The sequence below is a fragment of the Lentzea cavernae genome (assembly GCF_014653695.1).
Lineage (GTDB): Bacteria > Actinomycetota > Actinomycetes > Mycobacteriales > Pseudonocardiaceae > Lentzea > Lentzea cavernae.
Map to the genome: position 1 here is coordinate 25,104 of NZ_BNAR01000024.1, position 19,844 is coordinate 44,947.

24 protein-coding genes are annotated in these 19,844 nt (G+C 69.6%); 13 read left to right on the forward strand and 11 right to left on the reverse strand.

Annotated elements, in window-relative coordinates; translation table 11 throughout:
* Positions 1-46: 46 nt before the first annotated feature.
* Positions 47-1,675: an L-glutamate gamma-semialdehyde dehydrogenase gene (gene pruA / locus IE307_RS42405; protein WP_191305158.1), complete on the forward strand. Its 1,629-nt coding sequence runs from the start codon at positions 47-49 to the stop codon at positions 1,673-1,675.
* On the opposite strand, the gene IE307_RS42410 is transcribed toward pruA, so the two are convergent.
* Genes IE307_RS42410 through aroA form a run of 3 tightly spaced genes read right to left on the reverse strand, consistent with a single transcriptional unit; the run spans position 1,672 to position 4,400 of the window.
* A complete protein-coding gene (locus tag IE307_RS42410) occupies positions 1,672-2,127 on the reverse strand; it encodes a hypothetical protein (protein ID WP_191305159.1) in 456 nt (151 codons plus the stop codon). The genes pruA and IE307_RS42410 overlap by 4 nt on opposite strands.
* Complete coding sequence (rsgA, locus tag IE307_RS42415) at positions 2,124-3,128, reverse strand: ribosome small subunit-dependent GTPase A (RefSeq protein WP_191305160.1); 1,005 nt, start codon at positions 3,126-3,128, stop codon at positions 2,124-2,126. Before rsgA ends, IE307_RS42410 begins: the two co-directional genes overlap by 4 nt.
* A gap of 3 nt (positions 3,129-3,131) precedes the next feature.
* Entirely contained in the window at positions 3,132-4,400 is a 1,269-nt protein-coding gene (gene aroA, locus IE307_RS42420) for a 3-phosphoshikimate 1-carboxyvinyltransferase (RefSeq protein WP_191305161.1), read from the reverse strand.
* Positions 4,401-4,485: 85 nt separating this feature from the next.
* Here aroA and IE307_RS42425 point away from each other — a divergent pair, with 85 nt between their 5' ends.
* The 4 genes from IE307_RS42425 to IE307_RS42440 all read left to right on the forward strand — a co-directional run bounded on the left by IE307_RS42425 (position 4,486) and on the right by IE307_RS42440 (position 7,015).
* A complete protein-coding gene (locus IE307_RS42425; protein WP_191305162.1) occupies positions 4,486-5,175 on the forward strand; it encodes an SOS response-associated peptidase in 690 nt (229 codons plus the stop codon).
* Positions 5,172-5,783: an alpha/beta hydrolase family protein gene (locus IE307_RS42430; RefSeq protein WP_191305163.1), complete on the forward strand. Its 612-nt coding sequence runs from the start codon at positions 5,172-5,174 to the stop codon at positions 5,781-5,783. Before IE307_RS42425 ends, IE307_RS42430 begins: the two co-directional genes overlap by 4 nt.
* 42 nt (positions 5,784-5,825) lie before the next feature.
* The gene (locus tag IE307_RS42435; RefSeq protein WP_191305164.1) at positions 5,826-6,371 is read left to right on the forward strand and encodes a DinB family protein; all 546 of its coding nucleotides are present in this window, start codon (positions 5,826-5,828) and stop codon (positions 6,369-6,371) included.
* A gap of 134 nt (positions 6,372-6,505) precedes the next feature.
* Positions 6,506-7,015 (forward strand): hypothetical protein, encoded by a 510-nt coding sequence (locus tag IE307_RS42440; protein WP_191305165.1) that lies wholly within the window; start codon positions 6,506-6,508, stop codon positions 7,013-7,015.
* Here IE307_RS42440 and ybaK read toward each other — a convergent pair.
* Positions 7,012-7,488, reverse strand: a complete 477-nt coding sequence (gene ybaK / locus IE307_RS42445; protein ID WP_191305166.1) for a Cys-tRNA(Pro) deacylase — start codon at positions 7,486-7,488, stop codon at positions 7,012-7,014. The two genes, IE307_RS42440 and ybaK, sit on opposite strands and share 4 nt — an antisense overlap.
* Before the next feature lie 110 nt (positions 7,489-7,598).
* On the opposite strand from ybaK, the gene IE307_RS42450 reads away from it, so the two are divergent.
* Both IE307_RS42450 and rsrA read left to right on the forward strand, forming a co-directional pair.
* Complete coding sequence (locus IE307_RS42450) at positions 7,599-8,204, forward strand: sigma-70 family RNA polymerase sigma factor (protein ID WP_191305167.1); 606 nt, start codon at positions 7,599-7,601, stop codon at positions 8,202-8,204.
* Positions 8,201-8,461, forward strand: a complete 261-nt coding sequence (rsrA, locus tag IE307_RS42455) for a mycothiol system anti-sigma-R factor (protein WP_191305168.1) — start codon at positions 8,201-8,203, stop codon at positions 8,459-8,461. The genes IE307_RS42450 and rsrA overlap by 4 nt, the downstream gene beginning before the upstream one ends.
* Positions 8,462-8,525: 64 nt before the next feature.
* On the opposite strand, the gene IE307_RS47710 is transcribed toward rsrA, so the two are convergent.
* Positions 8,526-8,600 carry a 50S ribosomal protein bL37 gene (locus IE307_RS47710; protein WP_369809028.1) on the reverse strand — a complete coding sequence of 25 codons (75 nt, stop codon included), beginning with the start codon at positions 8,598-8,600 and terminating at the stop codon, positions 8,526-8,528.
* Positions 8,601-8,654: 54 nt separating this feature from the next.
* On the opposite strand from IE307_RS47710, the gene IE307_RS42460 reads away from it, so the two are divergent.
* Positions 8,655-10,133, forward strand: coding sequence for a PAS domain-containing sensor histidine kinase (locus tag IE307_RS42460; RefSeq protein ID WP_191305227.1), 1,479 nt, complete (start codon positions 8,655-8,657; stop codon positions 10,131-10,133).
* 163 nt (positions 10,134-10,296) lie between these two features.
* Here IE307_RS42460 and IE307_RS42465 read toward each other — a convergent pair whose 3' ends face one another.
* Both IE307_RS42465 and IE307_RS42470 read right to left on the reverse strand, forming a co-directional pair.
* Positions 10,297-10,551, reverse strand: coding sequence for a WhiB family transcriptional regulator (locus IE307_RS42465; protein WP_015104912.1), 255 nt, complete (start codon positions 10,549-10,551; stop codon positions 10,297-10,299).
* 245 nt (positions 10,552-10,796) lie between these two features.
* Positions 10,797-11,732 (reverse strand): diacylglycerol/lipid kinase family protein, encoded by a 936-nt coding sequence (locus IE307_RS42470; protein ID WP_191305169.1) that lies wholly within the window; start codon positions 11,730-11,732, stop codon positions 10,797-10,799.
* Positions 11,733-11,983: 251 nt separating this feature from the next.
* Between IE307_RS42470 and IE307_RS42475 the strand changes: the two genes are divergently transcribed.
* From IE307_RS42475 to IE307_RS42485, 3 genes are all read left to right on the forward strand, one after another.
* Positions 11,984-12,400 carry a hypothetical protein gene (locus IE307_RS42475; RefSeq protein WP_229905589.1) on the forward strand — a complete coding sequence of 139 codons (417 nt, stop codon included), beginning with the start codon at positions 11,984-11,986 and terminating at the stop codon, positions 12,398-12,400.
* Positions 12,401-12,482: 82 nt separating this feature from the next.
* Positions 12,483-13,190, forward strand: a complete 708-nt coding sequence (locus IE307_RS42480) for a S1 family peptidase (protein WP_191305171.1) — start codon at positions 12,483-12,485, stop codon at positions 13,188-13,190.
* A 143-nt stretch (positions 13,191-13,333) separates the two neighbouring features.
* Positions 13,334-14,146, forward strand: a complete 813-nt coding sequence (locus IE307_RS42485; protein ID WP_191305172.1) for an SAM-dependent methyltransferase — start codon at positions 13,334-13,336, stop codon at positions 14,144-14,146.
* 69 nt (positions 14,147-14,215) lie between these two features.
* Here the strand turns inward: IE307_RS42485 and IE307_RS42490 are convergent, their stop codons facing one another.
* The 3 genes from IE307_RS42490 to IE307_RS42500 form a co-directional block, all read right to left on the reverse strand.
* Positions 14,216-14,632 carry a DUF5684 domain-containing protein gene (locus IE307_RS42490; RefSeq protein ID WP_229905590.1) on the reverse strand — a complete coding sequence of 139 codons (417 nt, stop codon included), beginning with the start codon at positions 14,630-14,632 and terminating at the stop codon, positions 14,216-14,218.
* Between the two features lie 126 nt (positions 14,633-14,758).
* On the reverse strand, positions 14,759-15,232 hold the full coding sequence (locus tag IE307_RS42495) for a GNAT family N-acetyltransferase (protein ID WP_191305173.1): 474 nt from the start codon (positions 15,230-15,232) through the stop codon (positions 14,759-14,761).
* Positions 15,232-15,828, reverse strand: coding sequence for a histidine phosphatase family protein (locus IE307_RS42500; RefSeq protein WP_191305174.1), 597 nt, complete (start codon positions 15,826-15,828; stop codon positions 15,232-15,234). Before IE307_RS42500 ends, IE307_RS42495 begins: the two co-directional genes overlap by 1 nt.
* A gap of 68 nt (positions 15,829-15,896) precedes the next feature.
* Between IE307_RS42500 and IE307_RS42505 the strand changes: the two genes are divergently transcribed.
* Positions 15,897-16,058 (forward strand): hypothetical protein, encoded by a 162-nt coding sequence (locus IE307_RS42505; RefSeq protein WP_191305175.1) that lies wholly within the window; start codon positions 15,897-15,899, stop codon positions 16,056-16,058.
* A 264-nt stretch (positions 16,059-16,322) separates the two neighbouring features.
* Positions 16,323-18,974 carry an alpha/beta hydrolase family protein gene (locus IE307_RS42510; protein WP_191305176.1) on the forward strand — a complete coding sequence of 884 codons (2,652 nt, stop codon included), beginning with the start codon at positions 16,323-16,325 and terminating at the stop codon, positions 18,972-18,974.
* Here IE307_RS42510 and IE307_RS42515 read toward each other — a convergent pair.
* The gene (locus tag IE307_RS42515; protein ID WP_191305177.1) at positions 18,958-19,836 is read right to left on the reverse strand and encodes a helix-turn-helix domain-containing protein; all 879 of its coding nucleotides are present in this window, start codon (positions 19,834-19,836) and stop codon (positions 18,958-18,960) included. The two genes, IE307_RS42510 and IE307_RS42515, sit on opposite strands and share 17 nt — an antisense overlap.
* Between the last annotated feature and the right edge of the window lie 8 nt (positions 19,837-19,844).

Genomic DNA, 19,844 nt, shown 5'->3' on the forward strand with positions numbered 1-19,844 from the left:
CCCGCGCCACCCGACGGACCCTACTACCGCGTGCCACGATGGGGGAATGGACGCTGTCACGTCTGCACCCGAACCGGTCAACGAGCCCGTGCGCACCTACGCACCCGGCAGCGCCGAACGGGCGAGCCTGCAGGCACGCGTCGCCGAGCTCGAAGGCACCTCGCACGAGCTGACGATGACCATCGGCGGTCAGCAGCGCATGGGCAGTGGCGACCGCATCAACGTCGTGCAGCCGCACGACCACAGGCACGTTCTCGGCGTCACGGCGCAGGCCGGCACCTCCGACGTCGCCGACGCGATGCGCGCCGCCCAGCACGCCGCACCGGGCTGGCAGGAGCTGCCGTTCGACGAACGCGCCGCGGTGCTGCTGCGGGCGGCCGACCTGCTCGCGGGCCCGTGGCGCGACACCCTCAACGCCGCCACCATCCTCGGCCAGTCGAAGTCCGTGCAGCAGGCCGAGATCGACGCGGCCTGCGAGCTGATCGACTTCCTGCGCTTCAACGTCCACTTCGGCCGCCGCATCCTCGCGGAGCAGCCGATCTCGTCGCCCGGCGTGTGGAACCGGATGGACCACCGGCCGCTCGACGGCTTCGTCGTGGCGATCACGCCGTTCAACTTCACCGCCATCGCCGGAAACCTGCCGCTGGCACCGGCGTTGATGGGCAACGCCGTGCTGTGGAAGCCCTCGCCGACCCAGCAACTGGCCGCGCACTTCACCATGCGCCTGCTCGAGGAAGCCGGTCTGCCGCCGGGCGTGATCAACCTCGTCACCGGCGACGGCCAGGCGCTGAGCCAGGTCGCGTTGCGGGACAGGTACTTCGCCGGCCTGCACTTCACCGGCTCGACGCGCACGTTCAAGTCGCTGTGGCAGACCATGGCCGCCAACCTCGACGTCTACCGCGCCTACCCGCGCGTCGTCGGCGAGACCGGCGGCAAGGACTTCGTGCTGGCCCACGCCTCCGCCGACCCCCGGGCGCTCGTCACGGGCCTGGTGCGCGGCGCCTTCGAGTACCAGGGCCAGAAGTGTTCAGCGGCCTCCCGCGCGTACATCGCGCGTTCGCTGTGGGAGGGCGGCGTCCGCGAACAGCTGCTCGACGTCACGAAGTCGTTGTCGTACGGCGATGTCACGGACCTGTCCGCGTTCGGCGGGGCCGTGATCGACGCACGCGCGTTCGCCAAGCACGAGGAAGCCCTGCTGATGGCGTCCGCGTCCACTTCGGTCGAGGTGCTCGCCGGCGGCTCGTGCGACGACTCGGTGGGCTACTTCGTCGACCCGACAGTGCTACTGGGCACCGACCCGCACCACGACATCTTCACCACGGAGTACTTCGGCCCGATCCTCGCCGTGCACGTCTACGAGGACGCGGACTTCCCGACGATGATGGAGACCATCGACACCTCCACGCCGTACGCGCTGACCGGCGCGATCTTCGCGCGTGACCGGGTGGCCGTGGAGCAGGCACATCGTGCTCTGCGGTTCGCGGCGGGCAACTTCTACGTCAACGACAAGCCGACCGGTGCCGTCGTGGGGCAGCAGCCGTTCGGAGGGTCGCGGGGGTCGGGCACCAACGACAAGGCGGGGTCGATCTACAACCTGCAGCGGTGGACGAGCCCGCGCGCCATCAAGGAGACGCTGGTGCCGCAGACCGACCACCGGTACCCGCACATGGGTTAGGGCTTCGGCAGCCGTTCCAGGGCCTTCGCCGCCAGCCCCTGCGTCGCCTGACCCACCGCGTTGAGGTCGTGGCTGCGCTGCAGCACCTTCAACCCGATGAGCGCCCCGTCCCGCACCTCCAGGACGGCGTCGCACGTCACCTCACCCGACGAGTCGACGCACTTGCGCGTCAGCGGCCGGTCACCGATCACACCGCCGTACCCACCGCCGGCCAGCAGCTTCTGCGACTCGTCCTCGTACTTCGCGGTCTGCAGCGTCAGCCGCACGGTCAGCGCGCCGAACGGGTAGTCGCACGTCCGCTCGGACTTGGACGGGGTGCCGTTGAGCTGGCCCGCGTCACCGGACTGCAGCAGCGTGCAGGGGTCCGTGTCGGCGAAGGTCGGTGCTTCCTTCTCCGGCGCGGAGCACGCGGCGAGAGCGACCAGCAGGGGCAACGTCCAACGCATGCTCATGATCCGTCAGAGTAATCGTCCATTCCGGCACGGGACGCGAGCAGCCGCCGCAGCGACGTCAACCGCCCTGGTGCGTCCGGCACGAGCTCGTCCAGCATGCAACCTGGGTCCTCGGGCGAGCCGAGGTGGCCGCAGCCGGGCGGGCACTCCTCGGCGGCCTCGGCGAAGTCCGGGAACGCCTTCACGATGTCGTCCGGCGTGATGTGCGCGAGGCCGAACGAGCGGATGCCCGGCGTGTCCACGACCCAGCCGCCCTCGGGCAGGCGCAGCGCGACGGCCTGGGTGGAGGTGTGCCGGCCCTTGCCGACGCCGGAGACGACGCCGACCGCGCGGTTCGCGTCCGGTACGAGCTTGTTGACCAGGGTGGACTTGCCGACGCCGGAGTGGCCGATCAGGCACGACACCGTGTCCGTCAGCCGTGCGCGCAGTTCGGCGGGTTCCTCGTCGGAGCGCGTCACGACGACCGGCACGTCGAGCTCGGTGTAGAGCGCGAGCAGCGAGTCGGGGGAGGCGAGGTCCGACTTCGTCAGGCACAGCACCGGTTCCAGGCCGCCCGCGTAGGCGGCGACCAGGCAGCGGTCGATGAAACCGGTGCGCGGCGGCGGGTCTGCCAGTGCGACGACCATGATGAGCTGGGAGGCGTTGGCGACGACGACCCGTTCGAACGGGTCGGTGTCGTCCGCGGTCCGGCGCAGCACCGAGGTCCGCTCCCCGACGCGCACGATGCGGGCCAGCGTGTCCGGCAGGCCCGAGGTGTCGCCGACGACGCCGACCTGGTCGCCGACCACCACGGGCGTGCGCCCCAGTTCACGCGCACGCATCGCCGTGACGACGGCGCCGGACTCCATCGCGCACGTCCAGCGGCCGCGGTCGACGCCGATGATCATCGCCGTCTCGGCGTCGGCGTGTTCCGGCCGGATCTTGCTGCGCGGCCTCGTGCCCTTGCCGGGGCGCACCCGCACGTCGGATTCGTCGAGCTTGCGCCAGTCCCGCTTGCCCACGGTCTACGCGCCCCCGGTGAGCATGGCGTCCCACATGCCGGGGAAGTCGGGGATCGTCTTGGTGGTGCTGCCGATGTCGTCGACCGACGTGCCCGGCACGACCAGGCCGATGATCGCGCCCGCCGTCGCCATCCGGTGGTCGGCGTAGGCCTTCCACACACCGCCGTGCAGCGGAACGGGGTCGATGACCAGGCCGTCCTCGGTTTCGGACGCGTTGCCACCGATCGCGTTGATCTCGTTCACCAGAGCCGCGATCCGGTCCGTCTCGTGGCCTCGGATGTGCGCGACGCCGCGGATGGTCGTGCGTCCCTGTGCCAGGGCGGCGAGGGCGGCGACCGTCGGGGTCAGCTCGCTCTCGTCGCGCAGGTCGATGTCCACGCCGGACAGCTTCGCCGGGCCCCGCACGGTCAGCCCGCGCTCCGACACCTCGACCGCACAGCCCATGCGCTCCAGGATGCCGCGCACCGCGTCACCGGGCTGGGTGGTCGTGGACGGCCAGTGCGGGATCGTCACCTCGCCGCCGGTCACCGCGGCCGCCGCGAGGAACACCGTCGCGTTCGACAGGTCGGGCTCCACGTGCCACGTCCGCGCGCTGATCACGCCGGGCTCGACGTGCCACACGTTCGGCACGCTCGTGTCGACCTGAACGCCGACCGAGCGCAGCGTCTGGACCGTCATGTCGATGTGCGGCAACGAGGGCACGGGCTTGCCGTCGTGCCGGATCGTCACGCCCTTGTCGAACCGGGCGGCCGAGAGCAGCAGGCCGGAGACGAACTGCGACGAGCCCGACGCGTCGATCGTCACCTCGCCACCGGGCACAGACCCCGTGCCGTGCAACGAGAACGGCAGGGCGTCGCCGTCGACCTCCACGCCCAGCGACCGCAGCGCACCCAGCACGGTGCTCATCGGCCGCACGCGGGCGTGCGGGTCGCCGTCGAACCGGATCTCGCCCTCGGCCAGCGCGGCGGCGGGCGGCAGGAAGCGCATGACCGTGCCCGCGAGACCGCAGTCGACGTCGGCCGGACCGCGCAGCAGACCGGGCATCACGTCCCAGCCGCCGTCCTCGCGGTCGGTGATCCCGACACCGAGCGAGCGCAGCGCGGCGGTCATCAGCACCGTGTCGCGGCTGCGCAACGGTGCGTGCACCGTCGACGGCCCGTCGGCCAGTGCCGCGAGCACCAGGACGCGGTTCGTGATCGACTTCGAGCCGGGCACCGGCACCGTCGAGTGGACTGGGCCGGACGCGCTGGGGGCTGACCAGTGCTGAGTCATGCACAGATGATCCCGCATCGGCATCGGGGCAGCTCGCACAGGTGTTCCCGGCGTGGGACGATTGTGACTTCGGAGGTGATCGGATTTGTGCGGTAGGTACGCCTCCACCAAGGACCCGGCGCTGCTGGCGGCCGAGTTCGACGCGGTGGACGGGACCGGTGACGAGGCTCCGGGGGCGGACTACAACGTCGCTCCCACTAAGCACGTCATGGCCGTGGTCGAGCGCAAGCCCGAGGACGAGGAGCTGGAGCGCAGCATCCGCGTGATGCGCTGGGGCCTCGTCCCGCACTGGGCGAAGGACCTCTCCGGCGCGGCCAAGATGATCAACGCCCGCGCCGAGACCGTGCTCTCGAAGCCCGCGTACAAGCAGTCGGCGATGAAGCGGCGCTGCATCGTCCCCGCCGCCGGCTGGTACGAGTGGCAGCCGGCCGAGGGGCGCAAGCAGCCGTACTTCATGACGCTCGGGGACGACACGTCGCTCGCTATGGCGGGCCTGTGGTCCGTGTGGTGGAAGGACGACGTCCCGACCGTCACGTGCGCTGTGCTCACCACGGAGTCCATCGGCGCGTTGACCGAGGTGCACAACCGCATGCCGTTGCTGCTGCCGCAGGACCGCTGGTCGGCGTGGCTCGACCCGGCGTCGCTCGACCCGAGCGAGCTGCTGGTGCCGGACCCGTCGATCGTCGAGGCGCTCGAGGTGCGCCCGGTGTCGACCGACGTGAACAGCGTGAAGAACAACAACGCCTCCCTGCTCGAACGCGCAGAACTGCCGTGACGACGCTGTTGGTGGACACGCCGCACGGCCCCGCGCGGGCCTCGCTGCACTGCGCCCACGAACCGCGTGCCGCACTGCTCCTCGGGCACGGCGCCGGTGGCGGCGTCGAGGCTCCCGACCTGGTCGCCGCGTGCCGCGCCGCCAACTCCGTCGGCGTGCACGTGGCGTTGGTCGAACAGCCCTACCGCGTCGCGGGCCGTCGTGCGCCGGCGCCCGCCAACCAGCTCGACACGGCCTGGATGGCGGTGGTCGACGACCTGGGCGAACGCTGGTTCGACGGCCTGCCCCTGGTGTTCGGCGGCCGGTCGTCGGGCGCGCGGGTGGCCTGCCGGACCTCGGTGGAGGGGCAGGCGGTGGCGGTGCTGTGCCTCGCGTTCCCCGTGCACCCGCCGGGCAGGCCGGAGAAGTCGCGGATGTCCGAGCTCGACGGAGTCGAGGTCGCCACGCTGGTCGTGCAGGGCGAGAACGACCCGTTCGGCCAGCCGGTGCGCGCTCACCACCGCGAGGTCGTGCTGCTCAAGGGCGACCACTCGCTGAAGGCTTCCGTGGGCGACGTCGGCAGGTCGGTCGGCGAGTGGCTCGACCGAGTGCTGCGGCCGCTCGACTAAATCGCCTGCTCACGGCGGACCGCGGCATTACTGTGCCGCCCCATGACGCTTCTTGATGAGCAAGGCAGGCCCGAACCTCCGACGGACGGCGACGAACTCGCCACCCTGAACGGGTTCCTGGAGTTCCAGCGCGCGACCCTCGCGTGGAAGATCAGCGGACTGACCGCCGCGCAGCTCGCCCAGACCACCGCGAAGTCCGCGATGACCCTCGGCGGCCTGGTCAAGCACCTCGCGTACGTCGAGCAGCAGTGGTTCCACACCGTCCTGCACGATCGCGAGCCGCTGGAGCCGTGGAAGAGCGTCGACTGGAAGGCCGACTACGACTGGGACTGGCACTCGGCCGCCGACCACACCGTCGAGGACCTGGTCGCGCTCTGGCAGGACGAGGTCGGCCGCGCCCGCAAGGCCGTCGAGGAGGCGCTGGAGACCGGCGACCTCGGGCAGGCCGCCAAGCGCAAGCCGTGGCGCGGCGACGAACGGACCGTGAGCCTGCGCTGGATCCTGACGCACATGGTCGAGGAGTACTCACGGCACAACGGCCACGCCGATCTCATCCGGGAAGCGGTCGACGGCCAGACCGGCGAGTAGGGCGAGCGCTTCCGAATGGAGGAATGGGTCGGCCGAAAGTACGAAATTCGCTCTTCGTGACAACCGGGTGTATCTCCGAGTCGTCGATAGGTGTGCAAGGCGAACGCCTGTCGAGATGAATTCGGGGAGAAAACGTGAGCCGTTTCCGCACGATTGCGACCGCAGCCGCATTGACCGGTACTGCCGCATTGGCCGTCGTGGCGTCCTCCGCCGCTCAGGCCTCCGACCCGGCAGCGGCCCCGTGGTGCACCGGCGACGATCTGGCGATCCGCGTCGACGACATGCGCTCTCCGTCGGCCAGGGACAAGGCGCACGTCATCAGGTTCGTCGCCGCGGAGGGTGCCTCCTGCAGGATCGGTGGCACCGTGAGCAACCTGCGCTTCCTCGACGGACAGGGCAACGACATCCACGCAGCCCTGAACGGAGGCCAGCCCCCGTACAGCGAGACGCTGGTCGGAGGGGACAGCTACGCCGTCAAGTACGTGGCGTCGAACAGCGAGGGTCCCCAGCAGTTCCCGGCCTTCGTCCGCTTCAACCTGCCCGGCCAGGGCAAGCTCGGCGCTTTGGTCACCGTCGCGTGGCCGGCGTCCGGTATCGGTGCTGAATACGTCCGGAGTGGCGGCATCACGGCGCCGGTCGGTTAAGCACTGATTCCGGCGACCACCGCATTGGTGAGTCGCACCAGTTCGGCAGGCGTGATCTCGACTTCGAGACCACGCCTGCCCGCGCTGCAGAAAACCGTCTCGAATTGCATCGCCGATTCGTCGACCACGACCGGGAGGCGTTTCTTCTGTCCCAGCGGCGAGATCCCGCCCGCGACGTACCCGGTGGCGCGTTCCGCGTCGGCGACGACGGCCATCTTCGCCTTCTTGCCCTTCAACGCCGCCGCGAGGCCCTTCAGGTCGAGCTGGACGGTCACCGGCACGACGCCGACGGCGAGCTTGCCGTCCACCTCGGCGACCAACGTCTTGAAGACGCGTTCCGGCGCCAGCCCGAGCGCCTCGGCCGCCTCCAGCCCGTAGGACTCGTGACGGGGGTCGTGCTCGTACGAGTGCAAGGTGTGCGCCACCCGCTGCTTGTCCAGCAGCGCTGTGGCGGGGGTCCCACGTCCGGCCATGCGGAATTACTACCAGCACGTCCGTTGTTAGGTAGAACGTGGCAACCAACACGCTTGAGCGGTCACGCGTAGAGTCAGTCCCGACCCAGAACCAGTGGGAAGGGAGCGCGGTGCCCGCCACCGGCACGACAGAAACGACGGCGGAGCGCGCTTCGCGTTTCGAGCGCGACGCTATGCCGATGCTCGACCAGCTGTACTCGGCCGCCCTGCGCATGACGCGCAACCCGGCGGACGCCGAGGACCTGGTGCAGGAGACGTTCCTCAAGGCCTACTCGGCGTTCGCGTCCTTCTCGGAGGGCACGAACCTCAAGGCCTGGCTCTACCGGATCCTGACGAACACCTACATCAACGGCTACCGCAAGAAGCAGCGCCAGCCGATCCAGCAGCCGACCGAGGAGATCACGGACTGGCAGCTGGCGAAGGCGGAGAGCCACACCTCGTCCGGGCTGCGCAGCGCCGAGGTCGAGGCACTCGACAACCTGCCCGACAGCGACGTCAAGGAAGCATTGCAGCGGTTGCCGGAGGAGTTCCGGATCGCGGTCTACCTCGCCGATGTCGAAGGCTTCGCGTACAAGGAGATCGCAGACATCATGGGCACCCCGATCGGCACGGTGATGTCCCGGTTGCACCGGGGCCGTCGCCAGCTCCGCGACATGCTGGCGGACGTCGCCCGCGACCGCGGGTTCCTCCGAGGCAGCAACGGAGACGCGTCATGAACTGCGGCGAACCCCACGACACCGACTGCTCAGAGGTGCTGTCCGAGGTGTGGCTGTTCCTGGACCAGGAATGCGACACGGGCCGGCGCGCGGCGCTGCAGACGCACCTCGACGAGTGCCATCCGTGCCTGGAGCAGTTCGGGCTCGAGGAGCACCTCAAGGCGCTCCTCGCCCGCAAGTGTGGTGGGGATTACGCCCCCGCGGACCTGAAGGCGCGCATCCGCGCGACGATCGTGGAGATCCGCACGGAGGACTGACAAGTCCCCCAGCAAGACAAAAGGCCCTGGTCACCGTCGTGGTGTCCAGGGCCTTTCGCAGCACTCAGGCGTTGGGGCGCTTGCCTCGGTTGGCGCCGCCCTTTTTGCGGTCGCGGCGCTTGCGAGCACGCTTCGACATGGGAGTCTCCTAGGATCAGAACTGCTTCGCCCACCAGTTTCTCATGGAGGAGTTCTGAGCACGCTCACGGACCTGCTGGCCGAGCACACCAAGCTCTCCGGCGCCGCCGTCGACCACCTCCAGCTGGTCGTCGCGGAGTGGCAACTCCTCTCGGACCTGTCGTTCGCGGACTTCGTCATGTGGGTCCCCCTGGAGGACGACAAGTTCCTCTGCGTCGCCCAGGCCCGTCCCACGACGGCGCCCACGGCCCACCCGGAGGACGTCGTCGGCAGCGAGGTCGACTCCGACGAGCACCCGCAGCTGCGCCGGGCCATGGACGAGTCGCGGATCTGCCGCGAGGAGGACCCGCGCTGGCACCTGGGCGTGCCGGTGCGGCGGGAGACCATCCCCGTGCGGCTGGGCGGCCAGGTCATCGGGGTGCTGAGCCGCAGCACGAACCTGGCCGTGCCGCGCGTGCCGTCGCCGTTGGAGATCTCCTACCTCGGCAGCGCGGCCGACCTGTGCCAGATGATCGCCGACGGCACGTTCCCCGCGCCCGAACCCTCGCCGGACGTGCACACCAGTCCGCGTGTCGGTGACGGTCTGATCAGGCTCGACCCGTCCGGCGCGGTGGTGTTCGCGTCGCCGAACGCGCTGTCGGCCTACCACCGCATGGGGCACGCGAGCGACCTCGTGGGCGTGCACCTAGCGCCGCTCACCCGCAGCCTCATCAGCGACCCGTTCGACGCCACCGAGGTCGCCCAGCGCATCAGGCAGGCGCTGGACGGCCAGCCGTCGATGCGCATCGAGGCGGAGTCGCGGCGCGGTGCGGCGGTGCTGATCCGGTCCTTGCCCCTTCGGCCACGCGGGCAGGCGGCCGGCGCCATCGTGCTGTGCCGCGACGTGACCGAGGTGCGCCGTCGTGACCGTGCGTTGATGTCGAAGGACGCCACGATCCGCGAGATCCACCACCGGGTGAAGAACAACCTGCAGACCGTCGCGGCCCTGCTGCGGCTGCAAAGCCGCAGGTTGAGCAACCCGGAGGCGAAGGAGGCGCTCGCCGAGTCCGTGCGCCGTGTGACTTCCATCGCACTGGTTCACGAGACGTTGTCGATGAGCGTCGACGAGCGCGTCGACCTCGACGACGTCGTCGACAAGGTGATCCCGATGATGGGCGACGTGGCGGTCACCGAGACCCAGGTGAGCGTGCGCCGCGAGGGCGGTTTCGGCATCGTGTCGGCCGAGATCGCGACCCCGCTGGTGATGGTGCTGACCGAGCTCGTGCAGAACGCCTTCGAGCACGCCTACGCCCCTGGCCAGCGAGGGGAGGTCGTCGTGCACTCCGAGCGGTCCGCGAAGTGGCTCGACGTGACGATCACCGACGACGGCAAGGGCCTTCCGCAGGGTTTCTCCCTGGAACGCACCGATCGGCTGGGTCTGCAGATCGTTCGGACCCTCGTCGATTCCGAATTGAGAGGCTCTTTGAGCTTGCGGCGACGGCCCCGAGGCGGTACTGAGGCGGTCCTGCGCGTGCCGCTCAGAGGGCGGCGCTAAACTAACGCCGTGCACACGTGACGACCAGCCTCAGCGGTCTCACGTGGTCATGCGGGAGGGTGTGCAAACAAAAGAAGAAGCCCGACACCTGGCACGGTGTCGGGCTTCTACTTTATGAAGTTCTAGATCGGTACTGCTTCGCTTTCAGAGGCGAACTGCCTGCTCAGGCGTTGCTGCGGGCGCGCGTGCGAGCGTTGCGGCGCTTGAGGGCGCGGCGCTCGTCTTCGCTCATCCCGCCCCAGACGCCGGCGTCCTGGCCGCTCTCGAGTGCCCAGGCGAGGCAGTCGGAGACGACGGGACAACGACGGCAGACGGTCTTCGCCTCGGCGATCTGAAGCAGCGCGGGACCACTGTTCCCAACGGGGAAGAACAGCTCGGGGTCCTCGTCGCGGCAGATCGCGCGGTGGCGCCAGTCCATTGGAACTACTCCTCAGCTAGGCGCGCACAAGGGCACGCCGGTTGTCAGCGGTCGTTTTTGGGGTGCTTGTGAATGCTTTCACGAACGGCAGAGATGTCAAGGGGTAAGCACTGACCCGGTGAGTGAACTCACCCAAAAGATCGACAGCGTTCACCTGGGGTTTCACGCTCTGCTGTCACTCGACTGCAGTACATCGCGGGTGGGTACCGAGACGGTCACGAACCGATCACGGACTGTCAAGTTCCTTACAGGGCAACAGTCAACGCGTCGGGCACCGCCCGGAACTCCACCTCGGTGGTCGTTCCGAGGAAGTCTCCGTCGACCTGGAGGTTGGCCGGATCCTCGCACTTCACTCTGACATAACCCACGTCATCACGCCGAACGAGTTTCCCGCTCTTCGGATTGCCCGTGGCCAGGACCTGGGCGATGTAACGCCCGACGGTGGGTACCCGCAAAGTCCTCAACGCACTCACGCCGAGTCCGCCGTCGAACGACGTGCTGGGGTTGAGCTGGATCGCCCTGTCGCCGAAGTACGTCCACGGGTCGGTGTTCGACACGAACACCATGCCGTCGGTGTCGAACGGCGCCTCGTCCGGCACTTCGACGGTGAAGTGCTGCGGCTTGCGCACGAGTTGCCCGTAGGCCTTGAGAGCGACGCTCAGATAAAGGAACGGGCTCGCGGTGCGGCCTTTTGCCCGCTTGTGTTCCACACCCGCCACCACGTCGGCGTCGAGACCCACGCCCGCGTTGAAGGTGAACCAGCGGCCGTTCTCGATGACGTCCGCGAAGACCTGCCCGAGCCCGACGCGGCGCTTGGTGCCGTGCTCGATCGCCTGGAGCAGGACGTGCGTGGCCTCGACGGGGTCGCGCGGAATGCCGAGCGCGCCCGCGAAGACGTTGGCCGAACCGCCGGGCACGACGCCCAGCATCGGCTTCTCGGGACGGGGGCCGCCGCGCAGCACGCCGTTGACGACCTCGTTGACCGTGCCGTCGCCGCCGTGGGCGATGACCAGGTCGAACCCGTCGGCGGCCGCCTGGTGGGCCGCGTCCGCGGCATGGCCCCGGTAGGAGGTCTCGACGACCTCCAGCTTCACGTCACTGGCGAGTGCGTGGGCCAACACGTCACGGCCCGCCGGCGTCGTTGTAGTCGCCTGCGGGTTCACCACGAGAAGAGCGCGCACTACTTGAGAGTAGGACAATGCGTGACCGTTCGCGGTTCGCATGTCCTCCCTCAGGGTGGCTCCAGCCTCACGAAAGTGGCGCAGATCTCCCTTCCGTCGCACCGCGTCCCGCCCTGCAGCCGAGTGCACCCTGGACGACCGCCGGCTCGCTGAAGGCCCCTTGATCTTCCCGCGCCCGACGCGCTTCCAGAGCCCTCCAACCGGGTGGCATACGATCCGTGACCAGTACAGAACGTGAGGAAAGGTCTCCTGTGAGCACTCGGACCCAGGCGCCACCGCGCCCGGTGCGCATCGCGTCGGCGCTCACCTTCGTGCAGGGGCTGGGCGGGATCGCGCTGGCCGTCGCCCTCGTCCTGCGGGTGATCGGGGGAGCGACGCCCGCGGGCCCCATCCTCGGCGCCGCCGGTGTGCTCGTGCTCTGGTTCGGCGGGGTGCTGTTCGCGACGGTCATGCTGTTCCGCGGTCACCACGGCGCCCGCACGCCCGTGATCGTCACGCAGCTCCTGCTGCTCGGCTGCGCCTGGTACGCGTACGGGCCGTCGGACCAGCAGCTGCTGGGTTCGCTCGGCGGCATCTTCTGCGTCGTCGTGCTCGTGTTCCTCTTCACGAACGAGGGCCGCAGGTGGGCGATGGGCATGGACGAACCGGAAGTCGACAAAGCCGACTAACGGAGGGTGTTCACAGTCACACGGCCGGGTGAAGCTGTGGGTGGTTGCTTGACCACTCCCTGCACTCACGAGGTGACCAACCATGCGTTTGACCATTGCGATCGCGGGCGCCGTCCTGGCGGCTCTCTCCCTCGCCCCTGCCGCGACTGCCGCTCCGGAGAACCCGGACATGTCGCCGATGATCATCGGCGGCGGCAACGCCTCGAACTTCCCGTACGCGGCACGCCTGTTCTTCAACGGGCGGGAGAACTGCTCCGCCACGAAGATCGCGCCTCAGTGGATCCTGACCGCTGAGCACTGCGTCGCGGGCAACGGCACGTACACGTTCCGCGCGGGCAGCCTGGACCAGACCTCCGGCGGCCAGCTCGTCACGGCCAACCAGATCATCAAGCACCCGTCGGCCGACCTGGCGCTGGCGCGTGTCTCGACGACCATGTCGGCTCCGTTCTCCCCGCTCGGGACGACGGCGAACGTGGCCAACGGCAACACCGTGCAGCTCTACGGCTGGGGTGCCACCTGCACCAACCAGCCCGAGATCAACTGCCAGTCGCGCTACCTGAAGGTCGCGAACACCCGCGTCACGTCCGTCAACGGCCGTGACTACCGCGGTGGCACCGCGGTGTCCGTCACGCGCGTCGACGGCATCGCCGCCGGTGGTGACTCGGGTGGCCCGATGTTCTCCAACGGCCGCCAGGTCGGCGTCGCCTCGACGTCGGACCGCGCGACCCGCTCCAACTACACCCACGTCGGCGTGTACCGCGCCTGGATCCGCCAGTACGCGGGCGTCTGACACACAGCTCCACCAGCGGTAACCCTGCGATGGCCCTCGGCTCCGGCCGGGGGCCATCACCCTGCGTGTTCACTAATGGTGGATGGACACGAACGGAGTAGCCGGTTACCGTGCCTCCAGCGTTCGCGCCGCTCGGGAGCAGGGTGAGGTGCGCAGTGCAGGACGGCCCGAAGCGGGTGACCACACACGGCGATTCCGAACGCCCAAATCTGGCCCGCCTGTTCGACTACTACCTCGGCGGAGCCCACAACTTCGCGGTGGACCGCGCGGTGGCCGAGGAGAGCATCGCCAAGTTCCCCGTCGCCGAGATGGCGCGCACGATCCGGTCGTTCTCCCGCCGCGTGGTGCGCCTGTGCGTCGAGGAGTACGGCATTCGCCAGTTCCTCGACCTGGGCAGCGGCATCCCGACCGCCGGCAACGTCCACGAGGTCGCGCAGGCCCTCGACCCGTCGTGCAACATCGTCTACGTCGACAACGACCCGGTGACCGTCGCCCACGCCCGCACGATGCTGCGCGACAACCTCAACGCCGCCATCGTTCAGTCCGACATCGGTGACGTCGGCGCCGTGCTGCGCCACCCGGAGACCCGTCGTCTCATCGACTTCACGCAACCGACCGCCGTGCTGATGGTCGGTGTCCTGCCGTACGTCACCGACGAGCCCGCGGGCGTCGTCGCGCGCTACCGGGCCGCGTTGTGCGAGGGCAGCATCCTCGCTCTGACGCACCTCACGAAGGACATGGAGCCCGAGCTCGTCGGCCGGCTGGTCGAGGTCTCGGCGGAGATGAGCTCCGAGCTCGTGCCGCGGTCCAAACAGGACGTCGAGGAGTTCCTCTGCGGCTTGAAGCTGCTGGAGCCGGGGCTGGTGCTCGCCGCCCACTGGAGGGCCGACGGGGAACTGCCCGGCACGTCCGCCGCCGCCGACGCGTCCACGTACGGCGCCGTCGGGATGGTCTGAGAACGGCGAAGGCCGGGTCCGGAGCCACAGGGATGGCTTCGGACCCGGCCTCGACGATGTTCGGGTGCGTCAGCCCCGGTACGCGGCCTGCTGGCCGACCAGAGCGGCCGGGCCGCGGTACTGCGCGCCACCGAACGCGATGATCGCGTAGCCGATGAGGCTGAACAGCCACAGGCCGACGACGCCGAAGACGGCGTCCTTGCCGAAGGACTTCGCGATGTCGATCGACACGATCACCGAGATCACGATGTTCACGAACGGGATCAGCATCAGGACGAGCCACCAGCCCGGACGACCGGCGATCTTCAGCCACACGTAGATGTTGTAGATCGGGATGATCGCCGCCCAGCCCGGCTGCCCGGCCTTGGTGTTGACCTTCCACATGATGATGATGCCGATCACCGCGAAGATGAGGCTGATCACCAGGAAGACGCCGGAGACGGCGGCTGCGGCGTTCGGGTCGATTGTGGTCGGGTCAGTGCCCACGGTCTTTCCTTCTTTCCACTCTTGCTCTGTGCCGGGGGATCGGCGAGCGGGGACGCTGCCAGGACCGTGGACCCGTCCTGTGTGGAATTCCCGATTCGTGAGCCTTTCGAGACCTTCCGTCAACCTTCAGGGTGAAGTGCCGAGCCTGACCAGGGCTTCGTCGGAGACGCGCATGGTCGTCCACTCGTCCATCGGTATGGCGCCCAAGGACTTGTAGAACCCGATGCTGGGCTCGTTCCAGTTGAGCACCCACCACTGCAGGCGGGTGTACCCCTGGGCGACGCACTCCCGGGCAAGCGCTTGCAGCAACTGCTTCCCGAGGCCCTTGCCACGCTGGTCCGGTGTGACGTAGAGGTCCTCGAGGTAGATGCCGTGCACGCCGTCCCACGTGGAGAAGTTGAGGAACCACAACGCGATGCCGACGACCTGACCGTCCACTTCGGCCACGTGACCGAACAGCGCGGCGTTCTCGCCGAACAGCGCGGTGTGCAACTGTTCCGAGGTGAGGTGGCACTGCTCGGGCGCCTTCTCGTACAGCGCCAGCTCGTGCACCAGCCCGACGGCCGCGTCGACGTCTCGCGGTTCCACCCGCCGGATCATCACACCTCCCACGCGGGCACGTTGAGCCTGCGCACCTGCGGGTCGCCCCGCTCATCGCCCAGCTGGCAGATGCCGGCCGGGTCCAGTCCGAAGTGGACGCCCTGGTCGGGCGCGAGGCCGAGCCACGCCGCGATCAGCACGCGGCTGAAGTGCCCGTGACCCACCAGCACGACGTCGCCGCCGGGCAGGATCTTGCGCACCTCGCCGAGCACCTTGCGGGCCCGCTCCTGCACGTCCGCGTGCGACTCGCCGTTCGGGTTCGGGTGCGTCCACACCGTCCAGCCGGGCACGCGCTCGCGGATCTGCGGCGTGGTGATGCCCTCGTAGTCGCCGTAGTCCCACTCGGCCAGGTCCTCGGTCGTCGCGCCGACCTCCAGACCGGCCAGCGCGGCCGTCCTGGTGGCGCGCTGCCGCGGACTCGTCAGCACGAGCGCGGGAGCCTGGTCCGTGGCCCGCAGTCGCGCGAGCACGGCGCCCGCGCGGCGTGCCTGCTGCTCGCCCTCGGGCGTCAGCTCGATGTCAGTGCGTCCCGTGTGCCTGCCGCTCTCGGACCACTCGGTCTGGCCGTGGCGCAGCAGGTAGAGGTGGGTGCTCACCTGTTCGATCCTAGGGAGTGACGGGGAGCACGTTTGGAGGAGTCCTCCCGTGAGGTACTCCACCCGCCATGACCGCCGAGCCCCCCGACCACGGCGTCCCCGACGAAGTCGATGCCCAGGAGATCCGCGAGGCCTTCGGCGTCCGCGTCGCGCGCATCCGGGCGGAACTGACCTCGACGTGGAACAAGCTGAGCCAGAACGAGCGGGGCACCGACGCCGGGGACCGGTGAATCCAGGCTGGTCCGCTCCTTTTCGAAATACCGTGCCGGAACTTTTTCCGGAAATGTGCGATCGAGCGTTCTGAGGCCCGTTGTACCTAGGTATGTACCCAGGTCACGGGCCTCTTTTGTGCTCTTCTGCGTCGAATTGGTCCGAACGGCGTAATACTGTCGGTTGGTTGTCGTTTTGATTGGCGGATTCCGGGCGGAATTGCGTGCCGTGTGCTGTGCGGCGTCGATAGAACGGAGTGGATCCTTTTTGAGGGGGACCCACAGATGCGTCGTGCAGTCGCGCTTTTGCTACCTGTTCTGCTGGCCGCGGTACTACCGGCGCCGCCCGCGTCGGCCGCGCCGCAACCACCCGCTCCACCGGGCTGGACCGTCTCCGGGAACGTGGTCCGGTGGACCGCCTCCGCGCCGATGCCGCTGCTCGACGCGGGCGTGGAGTTCTGGGAGGGCGACCGCTTCCTGGGACGCGCCCGGGAGTCGGCGGACCTGCGGACGTTCACGGTGCAGGCCGCCCCGGAGGACCCCGCCGCGCTCCAGGTGCGGTCGGCCGGCAAGCGGCTGGACGTCGTCGAGCCGCCGGCGGCCGGGTTGGCGGTGCCCGAGTTGCCGGCGTTGCGGCCGGAGGCGGACGTGGATCCGGGCACGCCCGGTCCGTACGCCACCAGCACCGGTGAGTACGCGCTCGAGCCGATCCGGCTGCCCGAGTACGCGGCGCCGGTCGAGATGGAGGCCGTCGTCGTCGGGCCGAAGGATGCGCCAGGCGAGCGGCCGCTCGTGCTGTTCCTGCACGGCAGGCACTTCACCTGCTACGACAAGGCGGATCCGAACCGGATCCTGATGAACTGGCCGTGTCCCGCCGGGTCGACGGCCGTGCCCAGTCACAAGGGATATTTGAAGGCGCAGCAGTTGCTGGCATCGCAGGGGTACCTGACGGTGTCGATCTCCGCCAACGGTGTCAACGCGCAGGACGCGTTGACCGCCGACGCCGGTGCGCAGGGGCGTTCGTCGCTGGTGCGCCACCACCTGGCGAAGTGGGCGGACTGGTCCTCCGGCAGCGGCTCCGCGCCGACGGGGGTGCGGGCCGACATGTCGGAGGTGCTGCTCGTGGGCCACTCCCGCGGTGGCGAGGGCGTCAACCGCGCCGCGACCGACAGCCTCACCCCGCCGCCCGGCGACACCGGGTTCAGCGGCCCCGTGCGGTGGAACATCCGCGGTGACGTGCTGATCGGCCCCACGATCTTCGGCCACAACCCGGCGCCGGACGTCCCCTCGGTGACGTTCCTGCCCGGTTGCGACGGTGACGTGGCCGACCTGCAGGGCCAGATCTTCGTGGACCAGACCCGCGGCCTGAGCCGCGGCGACGCCCTGCACAGCGCGCTCTACGTGGTCGGCGCGAACCACAACTACTTCAACAGCGAGTGGACGCCCGGCCAGGCGCAGGCGCCCGCGTTCGACGACTTCTGGCCCGGCCAGCAGCCGGACCCGCTGTGCACGCCCGGCGCCGCCACCCGCCTGACGGCCGACCAGCAGCAGACCGCGGGCGCCACGTACGTCGCGGCCTCCGCCCGCCTGTTCCTCGGGCGTGACGAGTCCGTGCTGCCGCTGCTCGACGGCTCCGGCGTCCGCGCCCCGTCCGCCGACCCGGCCCGCGTCCTCTCGCACGCCGTCGGCGCCGACCGCGAGCCGTTCGTCGTGCCGGACGGTGCCACGGCCGCGTCCGGCAGCGCCCGTGTCTGCCTGCAGACGTCCCGTGACGCCGCCGTCGCGTGCAGCACCGCCCGTTCGCCGCACTTCGTCGGCTTCCGCGGCGCGGTGGCGCAGCCCGAACGCCTGTCGGTCGCGCTGAAGTGGTCGGCCGCGGGCCAGGCCGGTGTGGTCACGCCCGCCGAACCGGTCTCGCTGAACGGCTCGCGTGAGCTGGCGCTGCGGCTGGCCGTTCCGCCGAACGCGGCGGCGGCCGGGTTCGGCGTCGCTGTGACCGACCACAGTGGACAGAAGCACCCGCTCGGGTCGGTGTCGGTGGCCGGACTGCCCGGCTCGGACCGCACGGCTTCGGTGTGGGCGCAGGAAGTCCGCGTGCCGCTGCCGTCCGGCGTCGACCGGGTCGCCTCGCTGGAACTGGTGCCCGAGTCCGCGTCGGGTGAGGCGTGGCTGATCGACGCCCACGGCTGGGACGGCGGCCTCGTCCCGGTGCTGCCCACGAACCTGGCCCGGGTCGACGCCGTGGTCACCGCGGTGGACGAGGGGAACTCCGGCACGCAGACCCACAACGTCGTCGTCACCGCCACGGGCGGCGGCACCCGCGTGATCCGGCTCTTCTACAACGACCAGGCGACCAACCAGCCCACCACGAGGCTCGTGACGCTGAAGCCCGGCGAGGACCGCGCCGAGGTGCCGGTCACCTACACCGGCAACACGAGGTGGAGCGCCGACGTCCGGTACGCGGTCTCGGTGCAGGCGATCTCCAACGCCGTGGTCGGTTCCGCGACGGGTGCGCTGCTGGTGCGCAACGACGACCCGGCGCCGAAGCTGACCGTCACCCCGGTCTTGGACAGCGTGGCGGAGGGCGGTGCGCTGAAGTGGAGGCTGACCCTGTCCGAGACCGCCGACTCGACGGTCGCGGTCCTCGGTGCGGCGGTGGCACCGGCCTCCGGCGCCGAACTGTCCACAACGGACGTCAACGCCGACTGGCTGCTCCGGAACTCGGGTGAGGAGGCGCTGCCGTCGAGGCCCTTGTCCTCCACCGGACTCGGTGTCTACGCCTTCGTCCCGCCGGGCCAGACCTCCGCCGAGTTCGAGGTGCCGACGATCGCCGACACCGAGGCCGAGGGCGAGGAACAGGTCCGGTTGCAGTTCCAGGGGGTGTCGCCAGCCGGCGGCGGCTTCGAGGTGACGGGCGAGGTCACCGAGGCGGTGTGACCGCGCGCGGGTGGTCGTTCCGGCGGCCACCCGCGTCCTCCGCCGTCCAGCTGGTCAGCAGCCGGAGCTTCTCCTCCGACGGTGAACCGGTGTCGGCGCTGTAGACGACGATCGTCTGCCCTTCGGCGCCCGGCAGGTGCAACGTCTGCCAGTTGATCCGCATCTCGCCGACGGCCTCGTGGAAGAACCGCTTGACGCCGTGCTGGTGCTCCGACAGCCGGTAGTCCGCCCACATGGCCGCGAACTCCTCCGACCGCGTGCTCAGGTCGCCGACGATCCGCGCCAGGGCGTCGTTGTCGCGTCCGGGGATGATCGACGCCCGCAACAGGGCCACGACGTCGGTGGCGATCTCGGTCCAGTCGCGGTAGACCGCGCGGGCCCGCGGGTTCAGGAACATCCACTTGGCCAGGTTGCGGTCCTCGGCCGGCATGGCGTCGAAGTCGTCCAGCAGCGCCTTGCCCGCGTGGTTGATCCCGAGCACCTCCAGGTACGGCCCGTGGATGACGGCCGGCACCTCCATGGCGCGGATCATGGACTGCAGCGCGGGCCGCGCCCTCAGGGCCTTCTGCGGCTGCCGGGACGGTTCGGACTGCAGCAGCGACGAGAAGTAGCGGCTCTCGACGTCGTCGAGCCGCAGCGCCCGCGCCACCGCGTCGGCCACCTGCTCGGAGACGTTGCGAGCGCGTCCCTGCTCGAGCTTGACGTAGTAGTCGACGCTCACCCCGGCGAGGATCGCGACCTCCGCCCGGCGCAGCCCCTTGACCCTGCGCGCCGTCGTGGCGGCGGGAAGGCCCACGTCCTCGGGGGACAGCGCCGCGCGACGCGAGGTGAGGAAGTCGCGCAGTTCGTTGCCGCTGGTCATGGACCGAT

Excerpts from the sequence above, each read along its gene's own strand:
- pruA (WP_191305158.1), top strand. The coding sequence starts at position 47 with ATGGACGCTGTCACGTCTGCACCCGAACCGGTCAACGAGCCCGTGCGC.
- IE307_RS42410 (WP_191305159.1), bottom strand. The coding sequence starts at position 2,127 with ATGAGCATGCGTTGGACGTTGCCCCTGCTGGTCGCTCTCGCCGCGTGC.
- aroA (WP_191305161.1), bottom strand. The coding sequence starts at position 4,400 with ATGACTCAGCACTGGTCAGCCCCCAGCGCGTCCGGCCCAGTCCACTCG.
- IE307_RS42435 (WP_191305164.1), top strand. The coding sequence starts at position 5,826 with ATGACGCTTCTTGATGAGCAAGGCAGGCCCGAACCTCCGACGGACGGC.
- ybaK (WP_191305166.1), bottom strand. The coding sequence starts at position 7,488 with ATGGCCGGACGTGGGACCCCCGCCACAGCGCTGCTGGACAAGCAGCGG.
- rsrA (WP_191305168.1), top strand. The coding sequence starts at position 8,201 with ATGAACTGCGGCGAACCCCACGACACCGACTGCTCAGAGGTGCTGTCC.
- IE307_RS42465 (WP_015104912.1), bottom strand. The coding sequence starts at position 10,551 with ATGGACTGGCGCCACCGCGCGATCTGCCGCGACGAGGACCCCGAGCTG.
- IE307_RS42480 (WP_191305171.1), top strand. The coding sequence starts at position 12,483 with ATGCGTTTGACCATTGCGATCGCGGGCGCCGTCCTGGCGGCTCTCTCC.
- IE307_RS42495 (WP_191305173.1), bottom strand. The coding sequence starts at position 15,232 with ATGATCCGGCGGGTGGAACCGCGAGACGTCGACGCGGCCGTCGGGCTG.
- IE307_RS42505 (WP_191305175.1), top strand. The coding sequence starts at position 15,897 with ATGACCGCCGAGCCCCCCGACCACGGCGTCCCCGACGAAGTCGATGCC.
- IE307_RS42510 (WP_191305176.1), top strand. The coding sequence starts at position 16,323 with ATGCGTCGTGCAGTCGCGCTTTTGCTACCTGTTCTGCTGGCCGCGGTA.
- IE307_RS42515 (WP_191305177.1), bottom strand. The coding sequence starts at position 19,836 with ATGACCAGCGGCAACGAACTGCGCGACTTCCTCACCTCGCGTCGCGCG.